The 22872-nt window shown below is 72.5% G+C and carries 38 protein-coding genes; 5 read left to right on the forward strand and 33 right to left on the reverse strand.

Annotated features, from left to right (window positions below):
• Positions 1–60 precede the first annotated feature (60 nt).
• From J4709_RS28910 to J4709_RS29065, 32 genes are all read right to left on the reverse strand, one after another.
• Entirely contained in the window at positions 61–420 is a 360-nt protein-coding gene (locus J4709_RS28910; RefSeq protein WP_208244953.1) for a hypothetical protein, read from the reverse strand.
• A 146-nt stretch (positions 421–566) separates the two neighbouring features.
• Positions 567–827 (reverse strand): hypothetical protein, encoded by a 261-nt coding sequence (locus tag J4709_RS28915; protein ID WP_208244954.1) that lies wholly within the window; start codon positions 825–827, stop codon positions 567–569.
• A complete protein-coding gene (locus tag J4709_RS28920; protein WP_208244956.1) occupies positions 824–1105 on the reverse strand; it encodes a hypothetical protein in 282 nt (93 codons plus the stop codon). Before J4709_RS28920 ends, J4709_RS28915 begins: the two co-directional genes overlap by 4 nt.
• Before the next feature lie 176 nt (positions 1106–1281).
• Positions 1282–1506, reverse strand: coding sequence for a helix-turn-helix domain-containing protein (locus J4709_RS28925; protein WP_372442164.1), 225 nt, complete (start codon positions 1504–1506; stop codon positions 1282–1284).
• A 385-nt stretch (positions 1507–1891) separates the two neighbouring features.
• Positions 1892–2248, reverse strand: a complete 357-nt coding sequence (locus J4709_RS28930; protein WP_208244960.1) for a hypothetical protein — start codon at positions 2246–2248, stop codon at positions 1892–1894.
• 23 nt (positions 2249–2271) lie between these two features.
• Entirely contained in the window at positions 2272–2418 is a 147-nt protein-coding gene (locus tag J4709_RS28935; RefSeq protein WP_208244962.1) for a hypothetical protein, read from the reverse strand.
• Positions 2419–2483: 65 nt separating this feature from the next.
• A complete protein-coding gene (locus J4709_RS28940; protein WP_208244963.1) occupies positions 2484–2696 on the reverse strand; it encodes a hypothetical protein in 213 nt (70 codons plus the stop codon).
• Between the two features lie 87 nt (positions 2697–2783).
• Positions 2784–3278, reverse strand: a complete 495-nt coding sequence (locus tag J4709_RS28945; RefSeq protein WP_208244966.1) for a hypothetical protein — start codon at positions 3276–3278, stop codon at positions 2784–2786.
• Entirely contained in the window at positions 3275–3418 is a 144-nt protein-coding gene (locus J4709_RS28950) for a hypothetical protein (RefSeq protein WP_208244968.1), read from the reverse strand. The genes J4709_RS28945 and J4709_RS28950 overlap by 4 nt, the downstream gene beginning before the upstream one ends.
• On the reverse strand, positions 3415–4152 hold the full coding sequence (locus tag J4709_RS28955; RefSeq protein ID WP_208244970.1) for a hypothetical protein: 738 nt from the start codon (positions 4150–4152) through the stop codon (positions 3415–3417). Before J4709_RS28955 ends, J4709_RS28950 begins: the two co-directional genes overlap by 4 nt.
• Positions 4153–4223: 71 nt before the next feature.
• On the reverse strand, positions 4224–4508 hold the full coding sequence (locus J4709_RS28960) for a hypothetical protein (protein WP_208244971.1): 285 nt from the start codon (positions 4506–4508) through the stop codon (positions 4224–4226).
• A 133-nt stretch (positions 4509–4641) separates the two neighbouring features.
• Positions 4642–5217, reverse strand: a complete 576-nt coding sequence (locus J4709_RS28965) for a hypothetical protein (protein ID WP_208244973.1) — start codon at positions 5215–5217, stop codon at positions 4642–4644.
• A gap of 105 nt (positions 5218–5322) precedes the next feature.
• Positions 5323–5730, reverse strand: coding sequence for a hypothetical protein (locus J4709_RS28970; protein WP_208244975.1), 408 nt, complete (start codon positions 5728–5730; stop codon positions 5323–5325).
• A gap of 272 nt (positions 5731–6002) precedes the next feature.
• Positions 6003–6704: a hypothetical protein gene (locus J4709_RS28975; RefSeq protein ID WP_208244977.1), complete on the reverse strand. Its 702-nt coding sequence runs from the start codon at positions 6702–6704 to the stop codon at positions 6003–6005.
• Positions 6705–6820: 116 nt separating this feature from the next.
• Positions 6821–7408 carry a hypothetical protein gene (locus tag J4709_RS28980; protein ID WP_208244979.1) on the reverse strand — a complete coding sequence of 196 codons (588 nt, stop codon included), beginning with the start codon at positions 7406–7408 and terminating at the stop codon, positions 6821–6823.
• Between the two features lie 49 nt (positions 7409–7457).
• On the reverse strand, positions 7458–7763 hold the full coding sequence (locus J4709_RS28985) for a hypothetical protein (RefSeq protein WP_208244981.1): 306 nt from the start codon (positions 7761–7763) through the stop codon (positions 7458–7460).
• Positions 7764–7789: 26 nt separating this feature from the next.
• Entirely contained in the window at positions 7790–7999 is a 210-nt protein-coding gene (locus tag J4709_RS28990) for a hypothetical protein (RefSeq protein WP_208244983.1), read from the reverse strand.
• Positions 8000–8141: 142 nt separating this feature from the next.
• Complete coding sequence (locus J4709_RS28995; RefSeq protein ID WP_208244985.1) at positions 8142–9104, reverse strand: metal-dependent hydrolase; 963 nt, start codon at positions 9102–9104, stop codon at positions 8142–8144.
• On the reverse strand, positions 9104–9400 hold the full coding sequence (locus J4709_RS29000; RefSeq protein ID WP_208244987.1) for a hypothetical protein: 297 nt from the start codon (positions 9398–9400) through the stop codon (positions 9104–9106). The genes J4709_RS28995 and J4709_RS29000 overlap by 1 nt, the downstream gene beginning before the upstream one ends.
• Positions 9397–9711, reverse strand: a complete 315-nt coding sequence (locus tag J4709_RS29005) for a hypothetical protein (RefSeq protein ID WP_208244989.1) — start codon at positions 9709–9711, stop codon at positions 9397–9399. Before J4709_RS29005 ends, J4709_RS29000 begins: the two co-directional genes overlap by 4 nt.
• 165 nt (positions 9712–9876) lie before the next feature.
• A complete protein-coding gene (locus J4709_RS29010) occupies positions 9877–11373 on the reverse strand; it encodes a DUF2637 domain-containing protein (protein ID WP_208244990.1) in 1497 nt (498 codons plus the stop codon).
• On the reverse strand, positions 11370–11630 hold the full coding sequence (locus tag J4709_RS55795) for a helix-turn-helix domain-containing protein (protein ID WP_208244993.1): 261 nt from the start codon (positions 11628–11630) through the stop codon (positions 11370–11372). The genes J4709_RS29010 and J4709_RS55795 overlap by 4 nt, the downstream gene beginning before the upstream one ends.
• Positions 11631–11742: 112 nt before the next feature.
• Positions 11743–12858, reverse strand: coding sequence for a hypothetical protein (locus J4709_RS29020; protein ID WP_208244995.1), 1116 nt, complete (start codon positions 12856–12858; stop codon positions 11743–11745).
• Positions 12859–12926: 68 nt separating this feature from the next.
• On the reverse strand, positions 12927–13223 hold the full coding sequence (locus tag J4709_RS29025; RefSeq protein ID WP_208244997.1) for a hypothetical protein: 297 nt from the start codon (positions 13221–13223) through the stop codon (positions 12927–12929).
• A gap of 72 nt (positions 13224–13295) precedes the next feature.
• On the reverse strand, positions 13296–13688 hold the full coding sequence (locus J4709_RS29030; RefSeq protein WP_208244999.1) for a hypothetical protein: 393 nt from the start codon (positions 13686–13688) through the stop codon (positions 13296–13298).
• Between the two features lie 66 nt (positions 13689–13754).
• Positions 13755–14138, reverse strand: a complete 384-nt coding sequence (locus J4709_RS29035; protein ID WP_208245001.1) for an SWIM zinc finger family protein — start codon at positions 14136–14138, stop codon at positions 13755–13757.
• A gap of 113 nt (positions 14139–14251) precedes the next feature.
• The gene (locus J4709_RS29040; protein ID WP_208245003.1) at positions 14252–15310 is read right to left on the reverse strand and encodes a DUF8336 domain-containing protein; all 1059 of its coding nucleotides are present in this window, start codon (positions 15308–15310) and stop codon (positions 14252–14254) included.
• 2 nt (positions 15311–15312) lie between these two features.
• A complete protein-coding gene (locus J4709_RS29045) occupies positions 15313–15543 on the reverse strand; it encodes a hypothetical protein (RefSeq protein ID WP_208245004.1) in 231 nt (76 codons plus the stop codon).
• Positions 15540–16013, reverse strand: coding sequence for a hypothetical protein (locus J4709_RS29050; protein WP_208245006.1), 474 nt, complete (start codon positions 16011–16013; stop codon positions 15540–15542). Before J4709_RS29050 ends, J4709_RS29045 begins: the two co-directional genes overlap by 4 nt.
• Positions 16010–16264: a hypothetical protein gene (locus J4709_RS29055; protein WP_208245008.1), complete on the reverse strand. Its 255-nt coding sequence runs from the start codon at positions 16262–16264 to the stop codon at positions 16010–16012. The genes J4709_RS29050 and J4709_RS29055 overlap by 4 nt, the downstream gene beginning before the upstream one ends.
• 34 nt (positions 16265–16298) lie before the next feature.
• The gene (locus J4709_RS29060; RefSeq protein ID WP_208245010.1) at positions 16299–16454 is read right to left on the reverse strand and encodes a hypothetical protein; all 156 of its coding nucleotides are present in this window, start codon (positions 16452–16454) and stop codon (positions 16299–16301) included.
• Between the two features lie 62 nt (positions 16455–16516).
• The gene (locus tag J4709_RS29065; protein ID WP_208245019.1) at positions 16517–16738 is read right to left on the reverse strand and encodes a hypothetical protein; all 222 of its coding nucleotides are present in this window, start codon (positions 16736–16738) and stop codon (positions 16517–16519) included.
• Positions 16739–16905: 167 nt separating this feature from the next.
• Here J4709_RS29065 and J4709_RS29070 point away from each other — a divergent pair, with 167 nt between their 5' ends.
• Entirely contained in the window at positions 16906–17673 is a 768-nt protein-coding gene (locus tag J4709_RS29070) for a DUF6919 domain-containing protein (RefSeq protein WP_208245020.1), read from the forward strand.
• Positions 17674–17742: 69 nt separating this feature from the next.
• Positions 17743–18033, forward strand: a complete 291-nt coding sequence (locus tag J4709_RS29075) for a hypothetical protein (protein ID WP_208245022.1) — start codon at positions 17743–17745, stop codon at positions 18031–18033.
• Between the two features lie 49 nt (positions 18034–18082).
• Here J4709_RS29075 and J4709_RS29080 read toward each other — a convergent pair whose 3' ends face one another.
• Positions 18083–18829 (reverse strand): GntR family transcriptional regulator, encoded by a 747-nt coding sequence (locus tag J4709_RS29080; protein ID WP_208245024.1) that lies wholly within the window; start codon positions 18827–18829, stop codon positions 18083–18085.
• 248 nt (positions 18830–19077) lie between these two features.
• Here J4709_RS29080 and J4709_RS29085 point away from each other — a divergent pair, with 248 nt between their 5' ends.
• From J4709_RS29085 to J4709_RS29095, 3 genes are all read left to right on the forward strand, one after another.
• Complete coding sequence (locus tag J4709_RS29085; RefSeq protein WP_208245026.1) at positions 19078–19281, forward strand: hypothetical protein; 204 nt, start codon at positions 19078–19080, stop codon at positions 19279–19281.
• Between the two features lie 73 nt (positions 19282–19354).
• On the forward strand, positions 19355–20521 hold the full coding sequence (locus J4709_RS29090) for a hypothetical protein (RefSeq protein ID WP_208245028.1): 1167 nt from the start codon (positions 19355–19357) through the stop codon (positions 20519–20521).
• 55 nt (positions 20522–20576) lie between these two features.
• The gene (locus tag J4709_RS29095; RefSeq protein WP_208245037.1) at positions 20577–22835 is read left to right on the forward strand and encodes an ATP-binding protein; all 2259 of its coding nucleotides are present in this window, start codon (positions 20577–20579) and stop codon (positions 22833–22835) included.
• Positions 22836–22872: the final 37 nt, after the last annotated feature.

The raw sequence follows: 22872 nt of genomic DNA on the forward strand, positions 1-22872 counted from the left end.
CCGCACTCCGTGCGGGCCGCCGCCATGTCGGGGCCCGCAACGCCGCGCCGAGCGGCCCGCTCAGGAGGCCGGCGTGTGCCGGTTGCCGCGCTTGCGGGTGCGGCGCGACGAGCCGCCCGGCTCCTCGGCCTTCGGCTCCTCGGCCTGCTCGCCCTCCGGCCGGTCGGTGTCCGGCTGGTCGGCCTGCGGTTCCCGGTTGGCGGTGGGCGCCTCGGCGGGCCCGGTGGCGGGCTCGGCGGTGCGCGCCTTCCACTCGGCGGCCAGCCGGTCGTAGATCGGGGTGTCGGGCAGCAGCGGGATGAAGGCGGGCGGGGCGGGGCGTGTCCCGGAGAAGTCCTGGTACGGCGGCGCGGCGTGCATGCCGGGCGCGGGCGCGTCCGGGTAGCGGGGCGGGGCCGGCTGGGGCGTGGCGTCGTCCATCGGCGTAGGGGGCGCTGGGAAGTGGTGTCCCGGGCCGCCCACCCCCCCTTTTCCTTTGGCGGGCAGCCCGGGACTGGCGGGACGCGCGGCACGCATGCGGTAGTTGTGGCCACCGGAGCAGCAGGGCGCGTCCCGAACTCGAGGATTTACCCGGCGGGTCGGCCGGGCGCCACGAACAGCCGGTCGTGGCAGTTGGCGATCCGGGCGGCGGCGCCGCCCGGATCGGTCACCTCGTGGTGGCGCACGTTGCCGCCCTCGACCCACCGGAAGCGGCCCGACAGCCGTGACACCGCGATGAACAGCTCGTCGGTCATCAGCCCGAGCGGCACGAGGCGGGACCTGACGCCCTGGCGGGCCAGCGCCGCGGCGAGCGTCTGCGCGGCCGGGTGGGTGTCGACGATGCTCACTGCGCCACCCCGAACAGGTGCGCCAGGTAGGTGGCGGCGGTCGCCGGCGATTCGCCGATGGCCCCGTACGCGGTGGCGAAGCACCAGGACACGCCCTGGCGGCTGCATTCCACGTCGACGTGGGCGGAGGGTGCGCCGGGGATCGAGGCGCGGGTGAACGCGCGGCCGTCGCGGGTGAACGCGCGTCCGTCCAGGTGGTGGCGCTCGATCTCGGCGGCGAGCAGGTCCGCGGCGGCGTAGGCCGACGGCGGCGCGCCATGCATGGTGGCGGTGCTCATGCGCATCATCCGGGCCCCCAAGTCCCCCACTGATCACCGTTAGCGTTTGGCACGATACGCGGCGCAACACCCCCGAACAAGCAGTTCGGCCGAACTCATTGTTCGTGTCGCGGGCAGACCGAAAGCCCGCCGGGGGTCGCCCCCTTCGCCCCGGCGGGCTTACGGGTTAGGGCAGGTCAGCCGACTGACGCCAGCGGCGCTTCAACGCCGACCAGCAGTTCGGAGGCCGTGGTGTCCAGCGCTGCGGCGATCCGGAACAGCGTCATCAATGATGGGTACCGCGACCCCGCTTCAATCATTTCCATGTAGCGGGTGGTGGTCTCTGCGGCGTTGGCGAGCCGGGGGACGCTCAGCCCCAGGGCGAGCCGGCGGTCCCTGATGTGCTTACCGATTCGCTGCATCACGACTCGCCGCCAATCGTCGTCCGATTCGCTTCGGGGGGAAGGGTATTCAGCTCCCGGTGGACGCACACCGGACACTCGCATCTGTCGTAGGTGACGACTCCGTTGCGCAGACGTTGCACTCTTCCGTCGCAACTTCGATGTGCCGTCGCGTTCCCGGTGGTCAACCCGACCGCGCATATCGCCGTCACCTCCTCCGCTCGCACGCCCTCCGGCAACTCCGTGGGAGTCGCGGCGGGCCAGTACCTGCTCCGCTTGGCCACATCTGGCAGCATCCCATGTCGCACCTGGGTGCGAAACGTTACGCGCGGTGCCCGTAAGCACACGCAGGGCCCCCGCCGCAAGGGGGCGGCGGGGGCTTGTCCGGGGCCTGTCGGCGGGGCGTTCAGCCGCGGTTCGGCCGGCGCTTCCCGCGCTGCCATTCCTCCAGCCCGACGGGGTTGTGCAGGCGGCCGCACTCGGTGTGAACCGCAACCCGGGCGGCCTTCGTCGCGCCCAGGTACTCGCCGATGCTCCACTGGCGGCGCTCGCCGTGCACGGCGACGAGCACGACCTGCGCCAGTGCCCGCTGCGACCCGAGCGTGGCCAGGGACGAGCCGCGCGCGGCCTCCCGCCAGTCCACCCCGCCCTCGGCCACGATCATCTGCTGCTCGCGGTAGGTGTCCACCGCCACCTCCCAGATGGCGGCGACGTAGTCGTTGCCCTCCACCAGGTCCTTCACGGTCTGGCCGGTGATGTCCATCGCGTCTCCTTGTCCGGGCCCGTCTAGCGGGCCAGCAGCATCGAGTTCTCGGCGGCGGTGCGGCGGCGCTGGCTGCGGCTGCCGCGCTCGGCGGCGTCGGCGGCGCGCAGGCGGCGGCGCATCAGGCGGGAATCGCGGGGCAACTCGGTGGGCCGGGTGCGGTGGGCCATGACGTTCTCCTTGACGAAGGCGTGGGCCCGGGGTGCTTCTCCCCGGGCCCGGTGGGTGGTGCGGGTCAGGCGCCGGTCGGCTCGGCGGGTACGGTCGCGTCGGGCCGGGAGTGGAACGTGATCTGCGCGCGGTACTCGCCGTCGGCCTCCAGCTTGTAGAGGGTCTGCGGCTGGCCGTCGACCCACAGGCGGGCGATGGAGTCGATGGCCTCCTGCGCCGTGCGGTAGGGGCGCTTGCGCTGGAAGCTCGACCCGGCCGTGTACTGCGGCTTCGCCATGTTCTGCTCCTTGCGTTGTGGTCCCGGGTGCTTCAACCGGGGCCGTACCCCTTCAATGTATGGTCGGTTAACGTCCAATGCAAGGGTCTACGCGGCGGGCGTGTAGACGAACTGGGCTGCGACGTTCATACGGGCGGCGCGGATCCGCGCCACGCAGTCCACGGTGCCGTGCGAGTCGTCCAGGCACCACGCCAGCGCCACGTCGGCGCCGGTCTCGACCATCTCGGCGTTGCGGCGGAACCCGGCGGTCGGGCAATGGGTGAGCTTGCCGCCCCGGGTGGCGCGGCGGTGCCCGTGGTCGCGGGGGTTGCAGTCGGGGGCGCAGGTGCGCCAGTCGGCGGGGTGCGGCTCGACGGCGACGGCGGCCAGGCCCGCCGCCGGGTTGCGCTGGTGGTGGCGGGCCCACTGGTGGGCGATGCGGTCGACGCCGGGCGGGTAGTCGCGGTCGGGGTCGTAGCCGACCACCACGACCAGCACGTCCCCGGCGCGGAGGCGGGCCCGCTGCGCATCGAGCGCGTCGGTGACGGTCGCCGGCCAGGGCCAGTTCCGTGACCCGGTCACCAGGACCCGCCGCGCCGTCACGGCTTGAACGCCAGCCGCAGCCGGTGCCGCCCCCGGCTCCACAGCCGGGGGCGGCGCGCCGCGCGCAGGCCGCGGCGGGGCTCGGCGCGGCGGACCAGTTTCCGGCCGGGCAGCGGCGACTCCTGCGACCAGAGGATCACGACCGCTCCAGCGTGTACCGGCGGGCGGCCATGAGCAGGTCGTAGGCCCACACCGCGTCGTCGTAGGCGTGGTGGCGGGCGTACCCGGTGGGGTCCAGACCGAGCGCGGCCGTGAGCGCGTCGGAGGAGTACGGCGGCACCCAGCCCAGCGCCCCGGCGGCGTAGGTCTCGGCGTCCATCAGGTGGTAGTGCCACGGGGTGGAGTCGTAGTCGATCAGCCGGGTGCGGATGAGCAGGTCCCGCAGCGTCGACTCGTCGAAGCCCGGGACGGCGCCGACGAGCGTGGGGTTGCCGCGCAGCCACGGGCCGTCCATCAGCGTCTGCGCCGCCGACATGTCGGTGCACACCGGGGCGGTCGGGCCGACGGCGGGGTTGCGCTGGGGGTGCCGTTGGTGGAACCCGCCGATGTCCAGCGACTCGCAGACGTCCTCGGGCAGGTGGTGGAACCAGGTGCCCTGGTGGCCGGGGGTGGGGGCGTCGTCGCCGCCTTCGGACAGGGCGCGGGCGGCGTCGGGGCACTCGCGGGCCAGGATGCCCTCCAGCCCGAGATAGTCGATGTCGGTGAACAGGTGCAGCTTGTTGCGGGAGCCGTCGGCGTTGACGCGCAGCCCGCCGATCTCCCAGGCGCGGCGACCGCCGGGCAGATGCGAGGGCCGCAGCCGGGTTGTCTCCAGATCGATGACGATGAGGTCGCCGGGCTCGTGGCCGGGCTGGAAGTCGCACTGGTCCTTCACTGTGTCTCCTTGGTGTGCCGAGGGTGTGCCGAGGCGGGTGCCGAGGCGGTGATGGTGGCGGGCGCGGGTGGTTAGCGTCGCCCCGTGCCGTCGTCGTCCAGCAACGGCGCGGCGGCGGTCGACACCGAGCCTTCGAGGATGCGGATGTCGGTGGCGCCCGCGAGCCACTGGCGGGCGGCGTGCAGGCGGGCGCCGCACCGGGTGCGGCACTGCTGGAAGCGCATCCGCACCACCTCCCGGTCGCCGGCGCCTGCGGGGGGTCGGTGCGCGGCGGGCGGGATGTAGGGGTAGACGCGGCCGGACGCGGGCGCCACGGGGATCGTCGCAACGCGCCGCCGGGACACGACGGTGAACACAGGGGCACTTCCATTGTGGGGTCGGTGAACAGCGCGGCTATGGGCCGCCCAGGGGCGTACAGGCGGATTCCTGCAAGTATGGAGCGGCCCGCCCCTGCGTGCGCGGGGACGGGCCGAAGAGGTCCTGAAATTTTCAGTCGGCGTAGCTGCGGCGGTACCGGGCGCCGCCGAAGTACACCCGCTGCCCGTCCATGTAGTAGCGGCCGTCCTTGCGGCGATGCGCGTACTGCCGAAGCTCCGGGCCCTCGTACCGCATCGTCTCCAGCTCGGCGTCGCTGTACTCGTGGTCCCACACCGGCCACGGGCCCACGTGGTAGGCCGGCTTGTGCCCGGTATGGCCGCCCACCGTCCGCAGCGCCTCCAGCGCCACCTTCGCGCCCGAGGGGCTGATGGCGGTGACCACGAACGGCATCCGGTCCTGGGGCATGGCGTGCGTGGCGCCCTTGCCGAGGACGGGCGTGTTGGCGCGGCGCACCGCGGCCTCCTGCTTGGCCTTGTAGGCGGCGCGCGCGGCGTCCACCACCTCCCGGTAGCGGACGCGCGCCTGCTCGGGGTCGGTGACCAGCTCCACCGTGCGGCCCGCCGCCCTCAGCTTGTCGGCCTCCCGGGCCGCCTCGTCGGCGTCGGTGAAGCTGCCGTAGGAGAACCCGAACCGCTCGTCGCCGGGCTCGGCGGGGGTCCACACGATGAGGGCGGTGGGCTGGTACATGGCTGCTCCTTGCGGTTGGGCCCGGGTGCTTCTCCCGGGCACACCCTCAATGTATGGTCGGTTAACGCCCAGTGCAAGGAGGGGCAGTGCAAAGAACAGCGCAGGTCAGGCGGGTCGCACGCGGCGGCGGCGGCGCCCGGCCGACTTGACGTCCGCCAGCCGGATCTTCACGGCGCCGGGCCACACGCGCAGCTGCACGGTGGGCGGCAGCGGCGTCTCGCGGGGGCCGTGCTTGGGCAGGTCGGCGTCGGGCGCGTCGACCTCCAGGCGGGTGGACACCCGCATCTCCCAGTCGGGCAGCGGGGTGTCCTCGTCGGTCTGGCCGAGGCCGAACGACCACGTGCCGTCGTGGACGCCGATGACGCGCATCTCCTGGCCGTCGTCGCCGCGCAGGATGGCCGACCACAGCAGCATGCCGTCGGCGCCGGGGTCGTAGGCGTCGAAGACGCCGTCGCCGGCGCGGGCGCCGGAAACGCGGACCCCGCCGTCGGGCGTCCCGTAGATCTCGATCATTGCCGTGCTCCGGTGTGGGGGCAGCCGTCATCGTCGACGGCCAGCGGGGCGGTGTCCGGGCCGGGGGCGGCCAGGACCGGGGCGACCCGCGGCGGCGTGCGCGGCGGCGCCGTCGTGGTCGGTGTCGAGCGTAGTCAGGGCGGGCGTCGGCGGCCGGGCAACGCCGATTCCTTCGCGTCCGGCGGCGTGCCGGATGCGGCCAGCGGGCCGGTACGGCGAGCGCCGCCCGCCCCCGGGGTGCCGGGGCGGGCGGCGCTCGGGCTCGCGCGGGCTCAGCGGTCGCTGGTCTTGAAGTGTTGGGGGTAGTCGCCCTCGCCGTGCCCGTCGGCCACCACGTGCAGGTAGAAGTTGACGTCGAAGTAGTCGGTCTGGATGTCACTGCGGTCGTAGTTGTAGGCGTTGGCAAGATCCTTCAGCGCCTGCCCGAGCGCGGCGAGTTCGGGCCCGGCGTCCTTGTACTTGACGTTGTCGTCCCAGTAGGCGGTCTTGGTGACCCACCAGTCGGCGGGCACGTTCTTGATCGTGATGTCGATCGAGCGGCCGCCCGAATAGATGTTGCGCCGCACGAAGATCCGGATGAAGTCGGGGGCGTCGCCGATCGGGTCGGCGTAGGGCACCGCGACCACGCCCGACTTCACCAGCGCCCCCGCCTGCGCCTTCCTGCTCTGCTTGCCGAGCTTGCGCGCCAGGGCGATGTCCTTGCGGATCGCGGCGGCCAGCTCGGTGGCGCCCATGAACTTGCCCGGCTCGTACTTGGCGCCCGCCCACCCGTCGGGCCGCTGGTAGTAGCCGCTGGACTGCGCGGCCTCCTCCCACTGCTCCTTCTCCTTGGCCCTGAGCCGCAGCAGGGCGCGGCGCGCGGCGTCACGCTCCTCTTCCCTGGTGGTGGGACGGTCGATGATCTGGGTCAGTGCGTCGATGCGGTGCGAGAGCGCGGCGACCTTGTCCTGCTTGGCGTTGGTCTTCACAGGCACGTGCTGCTCCTTGTCGTTGCGGCCCCGGGCGCTTCCACCGGGGCCCACCATTCAATGTATGGTCGGTTAACGCCGAACGCAAGGAGGGCGCGACAAAGAACGCGCTGGCCGGGCGGCTACTTCCCCGCCCGTGCGCGGTGCCGGTTGATGCGGTGCAGGACGCGGCCCTTCAGGACGTCGACGGTCGCGACGGTCGCGTGCTCCCAGGCGTCCAGGCGCTGCTCGCGGATGTCGCGGGCCGCCTGCTCCTCCCAGTCGGGCGCCCGGTCGTCCCCGGCGAGCGGGATGCCCAGCACGTCCATGGCCACCTCGTCGACGTGGCCGAGGTGGTTCTCGCAGTACCGGGCCAGGCGGGTGCGGGTGAGCGCTGGGTTCGGGCACCCGGCGGCCGTGCACAGCATGCAGACGGTGTCGGGTCCGCCGCCGATCTGAAGCTCGACGTTGAACCGCAGCCCGCCGACGTTCAGGGTCGCGGTGTCTCCGTCGCTGGACTCCAGCACGACGGGCAGCTTGCCGGGGTCGTGCCCGGCGGAGCCGGGGGCGGCGCCGGGCGCGCAGCAGTTGCCGTCGTCCAGGTCGTCGGCGACGGCGCCGTACAGGCGGGCGGCGGAGTCGAGGCAGATGAAGGTGCCGAACGGCTCGTCGAAGCAGTGTCCGGCGGCGGCCCGCTTCAGCAGGTCCCGCAGGGTGCGGTCGGGGTACATGCGTCTCCAGTCGTGGGGTCGGGGCAGGGCGGTGGCGGGGCTCAGCGCGTCACTGGCCGGATGGGAAGGCGACGATGATGCCGGTGCCGGCCTCCTCGGTCTCGGCCACGATCTCGAACAGCTCGTGGCGGGTGAGGATGTCGCGCAGGGCGTCCAGGGTGCCCCGGGCGACCGCGTGCACGCGGAAGGTGCCGTCGTCGGCCTGCCGGGGCGTGCCGTCGGCGTTGCCCTCGAAGTAGGCCAGGGTGACGTGCTGGATGGTCTCGTTGGCGTGGGCGACGCGCCACGCCGGGTCGGCGGCGTCGTGCTCGCCGGTGCGGACGGTCAGGACCGGATGGGTGGTGGTGGCGTCCATGTCTGCTCCTGGGGTGTCGGGGGTGGTCAGTTCAAGCCGCCGATGATGTACCAGCCGGGCACCGGGCCCACCTCGCCGAGGCGGTGGTGCCAGGCGGGCACCCGCCCGCTGGACATCACGATGTAGGAGTCGCTGCCGGCGATGAAGTCGCCCAGCGCGCGGACCTCATCAGACCCGGGGGTGGGCAGGGGCTTGGCCGGGTTGCGGCCGGGGACGAAGTCGCCGTAGCGGACCATGGCTGGTGCTCCTTGGAGTGGGGCCCGGGTGCTTCTCCCGGGCACGTCTTCATTGTGGGGTCGGTTAACGTCCGATGCAAGAGGGCGGGCAGCGAAACGCCCCCGGCGCGGCGGGCACCGGAGGCGTTGAGCTGGCGGGCGGTCAGCGGCGGGCGCGCCCCCTCCCCCGCCGCGGCTTGCGGTCGCCGCGGTTGCCGTCGCGGCGTTTGGGGCGGGGTGCCAGCAGCGGCAGCACCGCCACCGTCAGCCCCCACGGCCCGAACGACAGCAGCATCGCGGCGGCCAGCGCGGCGGTGAACCCGAAGTACACGGGCCCGTTCTCGGCCTCCCCGTTCACCTCGATCAGGTCCACGCCCCGCATGGTCTGCGACCAGGGCCAGCCGAGCGGGCAGCCGCCGGGGGTGACCATGTCGCCGGCGATGTGGGTCAGCGCGCCCAGCATCGTTGCAACGGGCACCACCCGAAGGTCGACGTGGAAGTGCATCAGCGCCCAGGTGATGGGCAGCGGCGCGATGTCGTCGAGCAGGCCGCGGATGTGCCACAGCCGGATCAGGGAGGCCAGCGCCAGCACCAGCAGCGCGGCCAGGACCGCCTTGCCTGCCACGTCGCCGTAGACCTTGGCTGCGGCGGTGAACACGGCGGCCAGGCCGGCGGTGGTGGCGAGCGCGGCCGGGCCGTGCCACGGCTTCTTGTAGGCGGGAGCGCCGCGCCCCTCGCCGGTGTCGGTGAGCGCGGTGACGTACCCGAGCGCGATCAGCAGCATGGCCAGGACGGCGCCGACGACCAGCCACATGACGTCGCCGCTGTAGGCGGCGTTGCCGCCGAACGCGGCGAAGGTGACCACCGCGACGCCCAGGAAGGAGTGCGTGCCGTTGCGGTGCCCGCCCGACAGCCACCGCACCAGCGCCGAGAACATCCGGGTCGCCGGCCCGAACGTCATCGTCACCCCGGAGTTCTGGTGGTCGATGTCGGGCAGCACCGCGAACCCGGCGGTGGCGGCGACACCGAGCCCGATCTCCAGCGGCGTCAGGTGCACGATCTGCGCGACGGCGGGCGCGGCGGCGGCGAACACCGTCGCGCCCGTCAGCGCGTGCGTGCGGCCCATCACGACCACTCACCGCCCGGCGTGCTGTCACCGGTGATGAACGCGTACAGCACCGTCGCGCTGCGGATGAACTCGGCGGGGTCGTCGCCTCCACGGGTGGAGGCGGCGATCAGGTTGGCGTGCCTCTTGCCCAGGGCGCTCTCGCGGGCGCGCAGGTCGTCCTCGTCGACGGCGTCCTGCAGCCACTCCAGCAGCGGGAGGGCGTTGACGGCGACAGCGATGCTGTCGGCCGGGTCGTCGGTGATGTTGGCGGCCCATGTCAGCACGCGGCCCCGCAGGGTGGGGCTGACGTTCATCGCCGCACCGCCTGGAGCCGGGTGCGGGCGGTGCAACCGCACTCGTGGACACCGACGGGCGCAGACCCGGGCGGCTCGTCCGCGGGGACATCCGCGGCGGCGGGCGCGGCGGCGGGCGTGGCATCGGCGGGCGTGGTGTCGACGAGTTGGCGGCAGGTGCCGGAGGCGTTCAGCCACCGGTCGTCGTACATCGCGGCCCAGTCGCCGTCGGCGCCGGTGCGGGGCGGGCCTCCTCCGCAGTGGACGCCGTTCTGGTGCCCGCACGCGGGGCAGTTCTGCTCGTGTTCCTCAAGCAGGATGCGGCGGCTCATGACGCCGCCTCGGCGGTGGGCCGGGTCTGGGTGGCGGCCTGCCGCCGGGCGGCGAGGTCGTTGGGAATTGCCACGGGCGCGCTCCTTGATCGGGCCCCGGGTGCTTCTCCCGGGGCTCCTCCCCATTGTGGGGTCGGTTAACGCTCGCGGCAACCCCGCACGTGATCATGCGACGGGAACTTTGCCGTTGCTGGTGTGCGCGGCCGTGGCTGCGTCGGCGGCCTCGTCGGCGTCGCCGGCGGGCTCGTCCTGCACGCTCTCCCCCGGGGTGTGCACGGCGGTGTGCGTCTCGTCGTGCACGGGGGTGTGCGCGGGGGTGTGCGCGTGTGCATGCAGGTCAGGGGCTTGCACGGCGTGCACGGCGCCGTCGTGCACGACGGGCTGTGCGTGCACACCCTCGCCCTGTGCACGCACAGTCTCGTGCACGGGCTCGTGCACGGCGGCGGCGTCCTGGTCCTGCACGGCGGGCTGTGCATGCACGGGTTCGCGCACGGTCTCCGGCTCGCGCACGGTCTCGGCGGCGGGCTCGGCGGGCGCGCTCGCCTGCTCGATCTCCCACCGCTCGTCGAAGTGCTTGGACATCCACCGCGACACCGACGACCGGTCCTTCTTGACCCCCGACTCCTTCCACACCTCCGCCGGGCGCGGCCGGGCGCCGTTGGCGGCGTACAGCGTGCGGTACGCCTCCCACGCGGCGGCCACCTCCGGGTCAGCGAGGAGCTGCTCCCAGGCGTCCTCGTGCACGGCCGCCGGCTTGGGCACGTCGTGCACGGCGGGCTGTGCAGCAGGCTGTGCACGGCGCTGTGCGCTCGACTGCGCGTCGTGCACGGGCGGCGCGGGCGCGGGCACGCGCGGCGCCGCCTCGTCGAGTGCGGGCTGGCTGCCCGGTGCACGCACGGCCGGAGCCGCGTTCGCCGACAACGTCTCGCGGGTGAGCATCGCCGCCGTCTTGCGCATGGCGCCCTCGGGGTTCAGCGCGTACGTGCGCACGGCCCACAGCTCGTCGGCCGAGGCGTTCTTCTTCCAGGACGGCCACCACCACCGCGCGAGCTTGCCTGTGCGCTCCTTGAGCCGCAGCACCGCCAGCTCCCGCGCCTGCTCGCGCTTCACCAGCTCGTCCAGGCTCTTCACGCGCCACCGGTTGCGGCGGTACCACATGCGGAACGTCGACAGCGGCGTCAGCCACATGTTCCACGGGATCGGCTCCATCACGGCCTCGTCGCCGTGCTTGTCGACCCACTTGCCCAGGCTGTGGCGGATCGCCTCCACCACGGCGATGTAGATGATCGGCATCATCGCGTGGAACGCCTTGCCCATCGGGTCATCCGACGCGGCGGTGTTGAACGAGATGGTGACGATGTTCAGTCCCAGGACGGCGTACCGCAGCCACGGCACCCCGACGGCCAGCCGGACGGTGAGCAGGTCGTAGGCGGTGAGGACCAGGATCGCGCAGTCGATGCCGATGGGGGCGATCCACGCGTCGTGGTGAAGGTACGGCTCGGCTGCGGTCCGCATGCCGCTGAACGAGCCGTAGAACCCGATGCCGGCGATCCCCAGCACGCCCACCGCCACCGGCAGCGACAGCAGCACGAACAGCCAGGTGGGCAGCGATGGCTTCTTGCGGCCCGCGGCCTGACCCGCGGCCTGTTCCTCGCCGCTCACGCCGACTCCTGCAACTGCGCGGCGGCCGATCTCAGTGCGGGCCCGTGCACCTTCACGGCGATGCGGACGGTGCCCTCCGACAGGCCGGTGCGGCGTCCCACCTCGGCCTGGCTCAGCCCGTCCAGCAGATGCATGGCGGCCAGCGCCCGGTCGCGGCGCTTGTACATGTCGCCCATCGTGGCGAGCTGGACGATGCATTCGAGCGCCTCGCGCTCGTGCTGGGAAGTGGTGTTGGTCAGCGTCGTTTCTGCGGTCACGGCACGGCACCGTAGCCCGCAACGCGTTACGGGTTACGGACGACGCGCCGAGCGGGCGCATAAAGAACCGCCCCGGAACCTGGATCCCGGGGCGGTTGATGTCGGTCTGGCATCAGATGAGCGCATCGCGCTCCAATGAGAAGAACCGGACCACGGCGTCCTCCACGCCCGGGTCGCTGTGACTGTCCTCGAAGGCGATGTCCTTGGAGTCCTTCAAGACGTCGGTGAACACCGCTTCCCGGGACGTGCCGGGCGCCACGTAGTAGCGGTCGAACCAGGTGCGCGACTCCCGGTGGCCCTGCACGGAGTCCCATTCGATCGTGAGCACGTAGTGGTAGGCGATCAGCCCGTCCCTCTGCCCCGCCGCAGCGGAGTTGTTGGTCCGGCGGGCGGCGTCCACGGCGTCGGCCAGGTTGATCCTGTCGTCCCGCATCGCCGCGGCGAGGGCCCGGCCCACGTCGGCCACGGCCACCATCGGCGCGTCCACGTCCGTGGGCGCGGGTTCGGGGACGGGGGTGAGGTTGGCGTGGCCGGGCTGCTCGGGGACGCCCAGCGGGTCGCCCTCACGGGCGGCGTACTCGGCGCGCAGCCCGCGCATCAACGCCAGCACCTCGGCCAGGGAGGCACACAGCGCGGCCCGCTGCACCTGCTCGCCGCTGCCCTCCTCCTCCCAGAGGGCTTCCACCTCGAAGGCCAGGCAGTCCGGGTCGCTCTTGGCGGGCACCGTCATGTCGGGGCGCGGCGGCTGGTAGCCCCAGTAGGCCGAGACGAGATAGGTCATCTCCGGCTCGTACTTGTTCCCGGCCGCCACCATCGTCAGCTCCTCGCGGCGCCGGTCGCTGTTCCAGCCGAAATCGACGTGGTCGAAGTGGACGTCGGCCTTCAACGCCTCGGCCATCCCCCTCAGCGCCTCGTCCCGCCTCCTCTCCTCGTGGCGGGAGTGGTGGGAGGCGATCTCCCAGAAGTCGACGTCGTGGAGCGCGCCGGCGATCGTCTCGCCGATGTTGAACGTCGCGTCCACGGCGTCGGGGCCGTAGAACCGCTCGCCCTGGAAGCCGATGCCGGTGCCGTCCAGGGCGGCGTCGATGGCGCGCCGGTAGTGGTCCTCCAGGCTGATGTGGTTGTAGTCGCCGGCCTTGTCGCCCAGGGCGCGGCGGACGTAGTCGCTGAAGTCGGCGGCGCCCAGCGTGTCGCCGGTGTGCTGCAGGAACGTGCCGTAGTCGGCCATGGGGTTCGCCTTTCGGAAGGTCGGACGATGTCGGCCCCCGCCCGGCATGGGCGGGGGCCGTGCCGGGGTCACCAGATGAGCATGGCCCCGGTGGGAAGGTCGATGATGGAGGCGGCGGGCCCCAGGTCGAACTGGGCCGACGCGGTGTCGAGCACCTCGGCCGCCATGTGCCGGTAGTTGCCGCCGGTGATGTCGACCACCACGGCGCGGTCGCTCTTGGTCCACGCCACCAGGGTGCGGACGGCGGCGTGGCGGGCCGGGCGGTACTCGGCGAGTCCGTCGTCATGGGCGAGGGCGGCGATGCGGCCGTCGATGACGTCGGTGGCGGCGGCGGTGAGGGCCTGCGCGGTGGCGGCGTGCTGCACGGTCTGCTCCTTGAGTCCGGGTCCCGGGTGCTTCTCCCGGGGCCACCACTTTATTGTGGGGTCGGTTAACGCCTATCGCAAGGGTCGCCAGTGGACGGGGCCGTGGATGTCGCTCCAGTACGCGCGGAACTTGTGCGCCGCGTCGTCGCCCACGGTCCACCGCGCCACCGCCTCGGGCGCGGCGCGCATCGCGGCCGAGGCCAGGTCCGCCAGCGGCGCCCCGACCTCGTCCTGCGCCAGCGCCTCCAGCGCCTGCGCTTCCCGCTCGAACGCGCGGGCGCGGCCCTCCCTGCCGACCTTGGTGGTGGTCAGGTACTCCTTGGCCACGAACGCGGCGAACTCCTTCGCGCGCTCGTAGGCGACGCGCAGTTCGGTGCGGCGGGCGAGCGCGGCCCGGTACGCCTCCACCTGCGGAATGCCGGTGGCGACCTGCATGTCCACGAGCATGTCCGGCGGCGTGTGCACCTGGCGCTCCTCTCGCTGGGTGTGGGACCGGCCCCCGGGCGGAGCAGTTGCCCGGGGGCCGGTGGTTCAGGAACCGGCGGCGGCGATGTCGGCGCTGGCGGTGTTGGCGGTGACTGCGTTGGCTTTGGCCTCGGCCAGCAGCCGGGTGAGTTCCCGGTGGGGCACCGAGGCCAGGATGGCGGCGGCCCGCTGCTGCTCGGCGGCGGCGGCGACCTCCTCGGCGGTGGCCACGCGGCGCCACCCGCGCATCGAGGCGTGGACGGCCAGGATGTGCTTGCACAGGTGCGGCTCTTCGTCGTTTGCCTTGTCGCGGTACTGGAAGTCCGGGCAGGTGCAGTGCGGCATGGTGACCACGTAGCTGCCGTGCGGGTTCTTGCCCGCCTTGTCGGCCTGCACCTCCACCTGGAGAGGGCGGATGATCAGGTCGCTCATGGGCTCGCGCGCTGGCATGAAGGCTCCTTGACGTCGGGCCCGGGTGCTCTTCCCGGGCACCACTTCATTGTATGGTCGGTTAACATGCGCCGCAAGGCGATGCGGTGGCGTGTTCGCTGGTGGCGGGCGGGTCAGGGGCCGTCGGGCAGCGCCACGGTGCCGTCGGGCTCGATGGCTTCCTCGGCGCGCAGGACCGCTTCCTGCAGAGCGGCGATGGTCACCGCGACCGCGTCGGCGCCGTACTGGAACTCGGTGGTCTGCAGGACGCCGAGGATGTCGCGCCAGCACCGGTCGGCGAGGCGGAGCTGCACCACCTGGTCGGCGGGGTGGTGCCAGGCCCGCTGCCCGATCATGGCAGCCTGCTGGTTCCAGGTCTCGATGCGGGTCAGGCACTCCTCGCGGCGGGCGGGGTCGGCCTGCCCGGACATGACGCGGGCTTCGAGCGCCATCCGGTTACGCAGGTGGCCGGCGACGGCGCAGGCCGCCTCGGCGGGCAGGAACACGATCATCGCGTTGCCCTGGATTCGGGGAGTCATGGCCATCGATCCTTCCGGGTCGAGAGCGATCCGGTGGGCGGTCTTCAGACACGTCTTGCAGGTGGGGACGCGATCCTGGCCGTCGTCGTCGCGCTCCAACCCGCGCAGCGGGTCCCGGCTGGTGCCGTTGCGCGGGGACACGCGTCGGCTGGCCGCCGAGCCCTGCGGCTCGCACAGCGCGTTGCGGGCCGGGCGGTACAGCCGCCCGACGCGCAGCTCCGCGGCGACCACGATGTGGTCGCCGCCGGACTGGTAGGTGTGGTCGTGCACGAGCGTCCAGTTGTGCCCGACGATCACCGGCACCGGCAGCCGGTCTTGCAGCTCGTGCCAGACCTCACGGCGGGCGGCGTCGGCTTCGGCGGCGGCTCGCTCGCGTTCCTGCCGGGCGCGGTCGGCGGTGGCGCGGCGCTCCAGCGCGGTGGCCGGGACGGGCCGGTCGGGTTCGGCGTCCAGCGCCAGCGCCAGCAGCTCGATCTCCCAGTCCTGCAGCTCGCGCAGGCCCGGGTAGGAGCGGCCGAGGATCGCCGTCGCCCACTCGGTGTGGAACCCGGTCGTGCGCACCTTGCGCAGCGCGTCGGGATCGATGAACCGGCCGTCGCGGCGCGCCTGCTCGCGGAGCCGCTCGAGATGGGCGGCGCTGAGGTTGGTGGCCACGGTCACCGCTCCTTGCGGCGGCGCAGGACGCCGGCGACGGCGGAGACGGCGTAGCCGATCGCGGCGGCTGCGGCGAGCGTCCAGCCGTACGGGGCCCCGGTGAGCACGACCAGCAGGCCGGCTGCGACCCCCAGCGGCACGAGGACGGGCATCTGGCGGCGGGTGCGGTGCACGGCCGTGCGCCACGGGTTCGGGCCGTTCGACATCGTTGGCTGGCGTTCGCTGGCGTTCACTCGCCCTCCTTGACGAGGCGGAGTTCCTCGGGGCGGTGCCAGCGTCGCCCGCCGTGCGTCCACGCGACGAGCACACACTCCCTGATGCCGTAGATGTCGACGTTGAGCGCGGCAGTGCCTTCGGTGCGCTCGATGGCGCTGGGTTCCACGACGGTCCCGAAGATGCGCGGGCCCTGCCTGGTCGTCACCTGGGCGCCGACCAGCTCCCGGGGGAACCCGTGCTGCTCGCGCAGCGCCCGGAGTCTCGGGGTGGCCAGCTTGGTTTCGTGGAGGGCGGCGCGGGCGTTGATGACTCGCTGAGCGCACGCCACCGCGTCAGCCCGGTTGTCGTACGCGCGGCCCTTGATCTGCTCGGTTCTGGTGGCGTGCACGCCGGTCTGTGGGCCGTAGTCGATGACGGGCACGTACGGCCAGCGTGGGTTGCGGCCCCGCTTGGCGGCCTTGGCGGTGCCGAAGTCCGGCTCGTTCACCAGGCCCCCTCGGTGTGGACGGTGACGCGGCCGGTGGGCGGCGTGACGGTGATGGTGATGTGCGCCTCGCTCAGCATCGCGCGGATGTCGTCGGCCACCCGGAACTCGTTGTTCGCGTCCACGCTGCCCATCAGGTGCTCGGACACGAACCTCTGCACGTCCATGTCGTCGAGGTCGGCCAGCAGGTGCTCGATGAATCGGCCGGCGAACCCGGCGATGGTGGCGGACGGGTACTCGCTGCGGCGGTTCACGGTGGGGTCCCTCCGGGGTCTTGGGTGCTGGTGATCAGTTCTTGGGCCGGACGCGGTACTGCGAGCCGGTGATCCGGTTGGCGATCCACTCCAGGGCCTTGGTCTGGCAGTCCTCGCCGGTGAAGGTCTTCACCGGCTTCCACTGGCCGTCTGCGTCGTAGCGTTCGACGTCGCACTCCGTGGTGCTCACGGCTCCTCCGTTCCAGACAGGTGGCGCCGGGCCCGCCCGGCGGGGCGGGCCCGGCGGCGGGGCTACAGCTTGATGGTGGTGGGGCGGGCGGCGCGGTAGTCGTTGGTCATCGTCACCCCGGCGAGGGTGCGGCGGGTGATGGTGACGAACCCGGTGCGCCCCTCGGTGGGCTTGGCGTCGCCGACGGCGGTGGCCCACCCGGTGTCGGTGCGGAACTGCTGGCCGTCGTGCACGTCGCCCATGGTGGCGGGGCGGACAGTGCGGGGTGCGATGGCGGTGACCATGTGCTGCTCCTTGACCTTGGGCCCGGGTGCTCTTCCCGGGCACACCCTCAATGTATGGTCGGTTAACGCCGAACGCAAGGAGGCGGGGTTGACTTCCTTGTTAACCTGACCCACATTGAAGACGCGGCCCGGTTGAAGCACCCGGGCCCTGGATCAAGGAGCAGCGGATGCCTTCCTTCCCCTCCCCCACGTGCGCGACCGTGCGGACCTTCGCCTACGGGATCGGCGTGAGCGGCGCGGCCAGCCTGGCGTGGGTGCGCCTCACCGGCGAGCACGCCAGCGTCGCCTACTACCTGCTGGCGCTGGTGCAGCTGTGCTGCGCGGGCGTGGTGCTGTACAAGACGAGCCGGACGGCGCGGACGCGGCGGGCATGGTCGCGGGCCCGGACGCTGGCCGACCTGGGCCGCCTCACGGCCGACTGGCTGGAAGGCCGGCTGCCCACCACCCCCACCTACCACGGGCCGCCCGACCCCGAGACCCGCCCGGTGGCCGAGGTGCTGGCGCGGGTGAACCGCGCCGGGTACGTCACCGACGAGTCCCAGACGCACTGCGACATCCCGGCCGGGCAGGGCGGGCCCCGGCGGCAGCGCGACGCCGTCACGGGGTTCTGCGGCGAGGCGATGATGGAGCGGCTGCGGGAGCTGGCCGACCGGCACGGCCTGGAGTACCGGATCCACCAGGGGTTCACGCGGCGCCGGTCGGGCGAGTGGGCCATCACGGTCAGCGAGTACGGGTCCTACGCCGACGACCTGGGCCGCCAGCAGGACCGCGCGGACCTGTCGTGGTGGGCGGCGGTGTGCTCGCCCCCGGCGCTGCTGGCGCTCAAGCGGGCGTGGCAGGTGACGCTCGTCGATCCGCGGTGGGACCGCCCCGGGTACCTGTGGCGGGTGCTGGAGGAAGTCGCGCAGACCACGGGCCGGTCACCCTTGCGATGATCGTTAACCGACCATACATTGAAGGTGTGCCCGGTTGAAGCACCCGGGCCCCAACCGCAAGGAGCAGCCGTGAGGTTTCCCGTGGGCACCCAGGAGTACGCCAGCGCCGTGCGCCGCACCCTCTCCCAGGACCCCGACAGCATCGCCCGGTGGCTGACGCCGGTGTGCCCGGAGTGTGAGGAGAAGCCGGTCACGGCGGGCCCCGGCATCACCACGGCGGACGGGAAGATCGAGTACGACCGGTGGGGCCACCTGGTGGTGGACGGGAACGTGGTGGTCGGCTGCGAGGCGTTCTGGGTGGTGTCCCCGGCGGTGGTGGGCGTGGCCGACTCGGCCGGCTGGTGCGACTGGACGGAGTAGAACCCCGGGCACGACGAAACCCCCGGTCCGCGTTGCGGGCCGGGGGTTTCTACGGTCCGTACAGGAAGTTGATTCCCGGGCCGGTGCGGTAGACGGCATGGCCGACCACCAGGCAGCGGGCGCCGGGGTCGAACAGCACGCGGCGGGTCTGGGTGAGCACCGTGGCGGTGTCGGGCAGCCCGAGCGTCTCGGTGTCGGCCTCGGTCGCGGTGCGGATGCGGATGTCGTCCAGCGGCGGCTGTGGGTGCGGCTGGGAGCCGGTGGCCTCGGCCACGACCTGCACGGTATCGACCGGCTGCTTGCGCATCAGCGGGGTGGTGCGGGCGATGTCGAAGTCGACGTAGTCGGCGACGAAGGCCAGGGCGGTGCCGCCCTCGTCGCGGAACACGCGGGCGCGGCACACCGCCAGCCCGGACTCGCCGAGGCCGAGCAGCTCCCCGAGCCGGTAGGCGCCGACGTGCTCGTCGGGCTCGGCGGTGGCCACCGTGAGCGGGCTGGCCTGCGTGGTGGTGCACACGCGGGCGTTCAGGTCCCAGGTGGCGGTCAGCGAGCTGGTGACGAAGTAGCCGCGGCGCGGCCGGTTGACGATGAGCCCTTCGTCGATGAGCAGTTGCAGCGCGCGGCGCACGGTGTTGCGGGCGACGTTGTAGCGGGCGCACAGGTCGTGCTCGCTCGGCAGCGCGGTGTCCACCGGGTAGCGCCCGGACACGATGCCGTCGCGCAGTTCGCCGGCGATGAAGTCCTGGGTGCTCTGGGCCGCGCGCGGCGGCCGGGCGGGCTGCTGCGGTGTGGGCACGGGCGTGTTCCTTTCCGGCGGGAGCGGGGCGCGCGGCTGGCCATGGTCATTCAAGCAGGGTTGACAACCGATACGACATCTTGTTTATGATTCGGTGTACCAGGTATACCAAGGTGTACAAAGGTATACTAGACGTGGCTGGGACCGGAGGCAAGGCCCCCGCCACCGACACAAGGGACCTTCAATGACCTGCCGTAGCTCCTCGGCGCCGCCGCGCCCCACCACTTTCCAAGGACGGTGAATCGCCCATGTCCGCAAACGATGCGCTGCTGGCCATCACCTTCGCCGTCGCGTTCACGACCTGCCTGCTCAAGGGCAAGCAGTGGCCCACACTCGTCACCGCCACGATCTTCGGGTGCTTTCTCGGCGCCACCCCCGCCGGGCACAAGGCCACCGGCGTCGTGAAGGAGATCGTCGGCCTTCTTCTGTCCTTCGCCCACCTGGGCCACTGAGAGGGGCCGACGTGCACGCCCGAGCCGCGGCACACCCGTCGCCCGTCCCCGTCTTCAAAGGAGGTGCACCGACATGATCTTCCTCTTTGCGATCCCCGCGCTGGTCATCGTGGTGTTCGGCCTGAAGGCGGCGCACGAGTACGCCAACCACAGCAGCACCATCGGCCGCAGCGCCTCCGGCACGACCCGCACGGCGGCCCGCACGTCGGGCGGCGCAGCGGCCCGTTCGTCGGGCGGTGGCCGGTCCACCGGCTCCCGTGGCGGCCGCTCCGCGTCGCGCAGCGGCACCGGTGCCCGGGGTAGCACCGCGGCGCCTGGCGCCCGCAGCGGGGCCCGTAGCCGTTCCACCGGTCCCGCCGCGCATGTGGTGGGCCGCATCCTGGTCCACGCCGTGAACGACGGCGCCCGCCGCCGGTACCGGGCCGACAAGGCCGCCCGGTACATGAAAAAGGCGCAGGACAAAGGGCGCACGGTCAAGACCCGCAACGCGCCCCGGTCGGGGGTGCTGATCCACCGGCGCTCACCGCGCGCGGCGCTGCGGGACCTGCGCGAGCAGTGGTTCCCCGGCCGAGACAAGGCCCGCGACAAGGGCTCACCGGCAGACCCGGAGCCCGCACCGAACCCGACCCCGACCCCAGCGCCGACCCCGAACCCGACTCCCAATCCGAACCCGGCTCCGGCACCGGATCCCACCCCGGCGCCGACTCCGAACCCGATTCCGGCGCCAACCCCGGCGCCGGCTCCGACTCCGGCGCCCGTGCCTTCCCCCAGGGGCGCACCGGACGCGGCATCCAAAGCCGCGCCGACCCCTGCACCCAACGACACCAAGATCCTGGAGGGAACCATCGTGGCGGACAACAACGGCAGCAACGGCGGCACCGGCGGTGGCCGGGGGCAGTTCATGGACAAGACCGCGGTCGCGCACCTGGAGCTGCTCCAGAACTTCTTCCCCGAGTCCGAGACCGATCTTCTGCGCATGCTCCGCTCCGAGACCAACTTCGATGCCGCCCGCAGCCTGGCGCTGGTCGGGCTGTACGAGACCTGCGTCAACACCATCGGCCTGGACCCGACGGCGATGGAGCAGGTCAACGTCGCCGGCGAGGCGGTGCAGGAGTGCGCGGCGGCGATGTCGCTGGCTTTCAACCGGTTCGTCGCGGTCTACCAGGAGGTCATGCAGGCCCGCGCGAACGGCGTGGTCCTGCCCTACAACGGCCGGTTCATGACCGGCGAGGCCGCCTGAGGCCGGCCGCCCCGCACACCCCATGACTCGGCGATCGAAGAAAAGGAGGCTCGTGATGCGCGCCATCGGCAGCGGGAAGAAGGCTCCCGCACGCAAGACCATCAGCAAGACGGTCAGCAAGAACACCGGCAAGACGACCGGCAAGACCGCTGCGGCGAACCGCGCCGTGCGCGAGCTGCCGCCGTCCCGGCCCGTCCGCGTCTACCGCTGGTTCAAGGCGCGCCCGCCCGAGCGGGTGCCGTGGGCGATCGCCCCGGCCCTGTACCTGGGCGGCGGGATGCTGCACGCCGCCGACCTGCCGTGGTGGGAGGGCGGCGTCGGCGGCGCCGCCGCCGGGTTCGGCGTCTACGCGGCCGTGCGCCGCAACACCGGCGACGAGGTGCTGGCGTCCAAGGCGGCCGGTGCCATCGGCGCGGCCGGGGTGTGGCTGGGGCTGTCGGCCGACTACGGGCTGGGCGCCGGGCCGCACGGGATGCTGTCGCTGGCCTACTGGGGCCTGTACGCGATCGCCTACGGGGTCTTCCGGATGGACGACGGTGTCCGCACGAAGATCGCCGACAGGAAGGAGGAGGAGGCGTTCGAGCGGCTGCTGCCCGCGCTCGGCCTGGAGGAGTGCCGGCTGCAGAAGCACGAGCCGACCCGGCTGGGGTTCAAGCTGGTGATCGACACCCGGCCGTCGGGCAAGCGCGCGTCCAGCTTCGTCAGCAAGGACCTGCAGGAGCGGATCGCCGAGCACTACCGCATCCCGATGACGCGGGTGCACGTCGGCCCGCACCGCATCCCGGGCGCCATCGAGATCAAGGTGAAGACCCGCGACCCGTGGTCCCAGCCGCTGGCGCACCCGATGCTCGACGCCGAGGCCGAGATCGAGCTGCCCGCCGTCGCCGACGCGCGCGAGCCGCTGGTGATCGGGATGGACCCCGACACCGGCAACCCGCTGAAGATGGTGGTGTGGAACAAGCAGGGCGCCGCCCACTGGGTGATCGTCGGGATCAAGGGGTCGGGTAAGACGGTCCTGCTGAACAACGTGCTGGAGCGGCTCACGGCCGCCGACAACGTGTTCACCGTGCTGATCGACCCGGCCAAGGGCAAGGACGGTCTGCGGTGGCGCGAGGCCGGCGCGCTGGGCATGTCGGCGCTGGGGCCTGAGGAGATCCCCAAGGCGCTGGCGATCCTGGAGTTCTGGGCCGACGCCGTTTCCTACCGCTCGAAGATGAACGCCCAGCCGGTGTTCGAGGTGGGGCCCGGCCGCCCGCTCGTGATGATCCTCATCGACGAGATCGACAAGCTGTTCAAGAAGCGGCCCGACCTGGCGCCCCGGTTCCAGGCGGCGCTGGCGATCCTGACCTCCACGTCCCGGTCGGAGTCGATCGGCATGATCCTGTGCGGTCAGCGCGGCACCGCCGCCTACCTGGGTGGGCCCGACACTCGCGCCAACATCGACCGGTTCGCGCTCGGCAAGGTGCAGAGGCTGAACGAGGCGCTGCACGTGCTGGGCGAGTTCGGGCTGGAGGCGCCAGACATGTCCAACTACGGGGAGGGCCACCCCGGTGTGTGGCTGCTGGCCGACGACGCCAACCGCACCGAGATGGGCCGGTCGTTCAACCTCACCGAGTTCGCCGACATCGACCGGCTCGCCGAGGGCCGCCGCCCGGCGGACCTGGAACCCGGTCTCGTGGAGTGGGCCGGCGACCACTTCGAGGAGCTGGTGACGGTCGCCGCCACCACCGACGAGAACGGCGAGCGCAAGCCTCCGCCGCCGCCGCGCGGCGCGCGCCGCCGGGCCGCGCCCGGCACCGCCGGTGACCCTCTGCCCGGTGACGACGTCACCGCGGCGGCTCCGCCCGACTTCGTGGCGCTGGACGCCGAGGTCGAAGCCGGGCTCCCTCCAGATCTGAAAGCGCAGCGTGACGCAATGGCATCCAGGCACCAGACGATCATGGACCGGCTCACGCCGATCCCCGACCCGGCCGACTTCGGCATCACCGAGGAGCAGGCCCGCGAGGCGTTCGCCGCGCGGGCCCGCCAGGCCGCCGAGCAGACCGACATCGCGCCCGAGCACCGGGCGGCGGTGATGGCGCTGCTGAAGAAGGGGCCCGCCTCCATGGCCGAGATCCGGCAGGCGGTCGGGCTCGGCGACGTGGAAGAGGACGGCGAGGCGGCCCGCAAGAAGAACGGCGCCCGCCGCAAGGCGGCCGGGCGGATGATGGCGCGCCTGCGCGACCTGGAGAAGGTCGTGCGTTCCGAGGGGAACGGCGCCGCCGCCCGCTGGTTCCTGGTCGACAACGCATCCGCGGAAAGTGACTCTCAGTAGTCGCCGCTGTGGGGTTGGGACATTGGGACAGACGGGA

Origin of the sequence: Actinomadura violacea (assembly GCF_017573465.1) — a bacterium.
GTDB classification, from domain to species: Bacteria; Actinomycetota; Actinomycetes; order Streptosporangiales; family Streptosporangiaceae; genus Spirillospora; species Spirillospora violacea.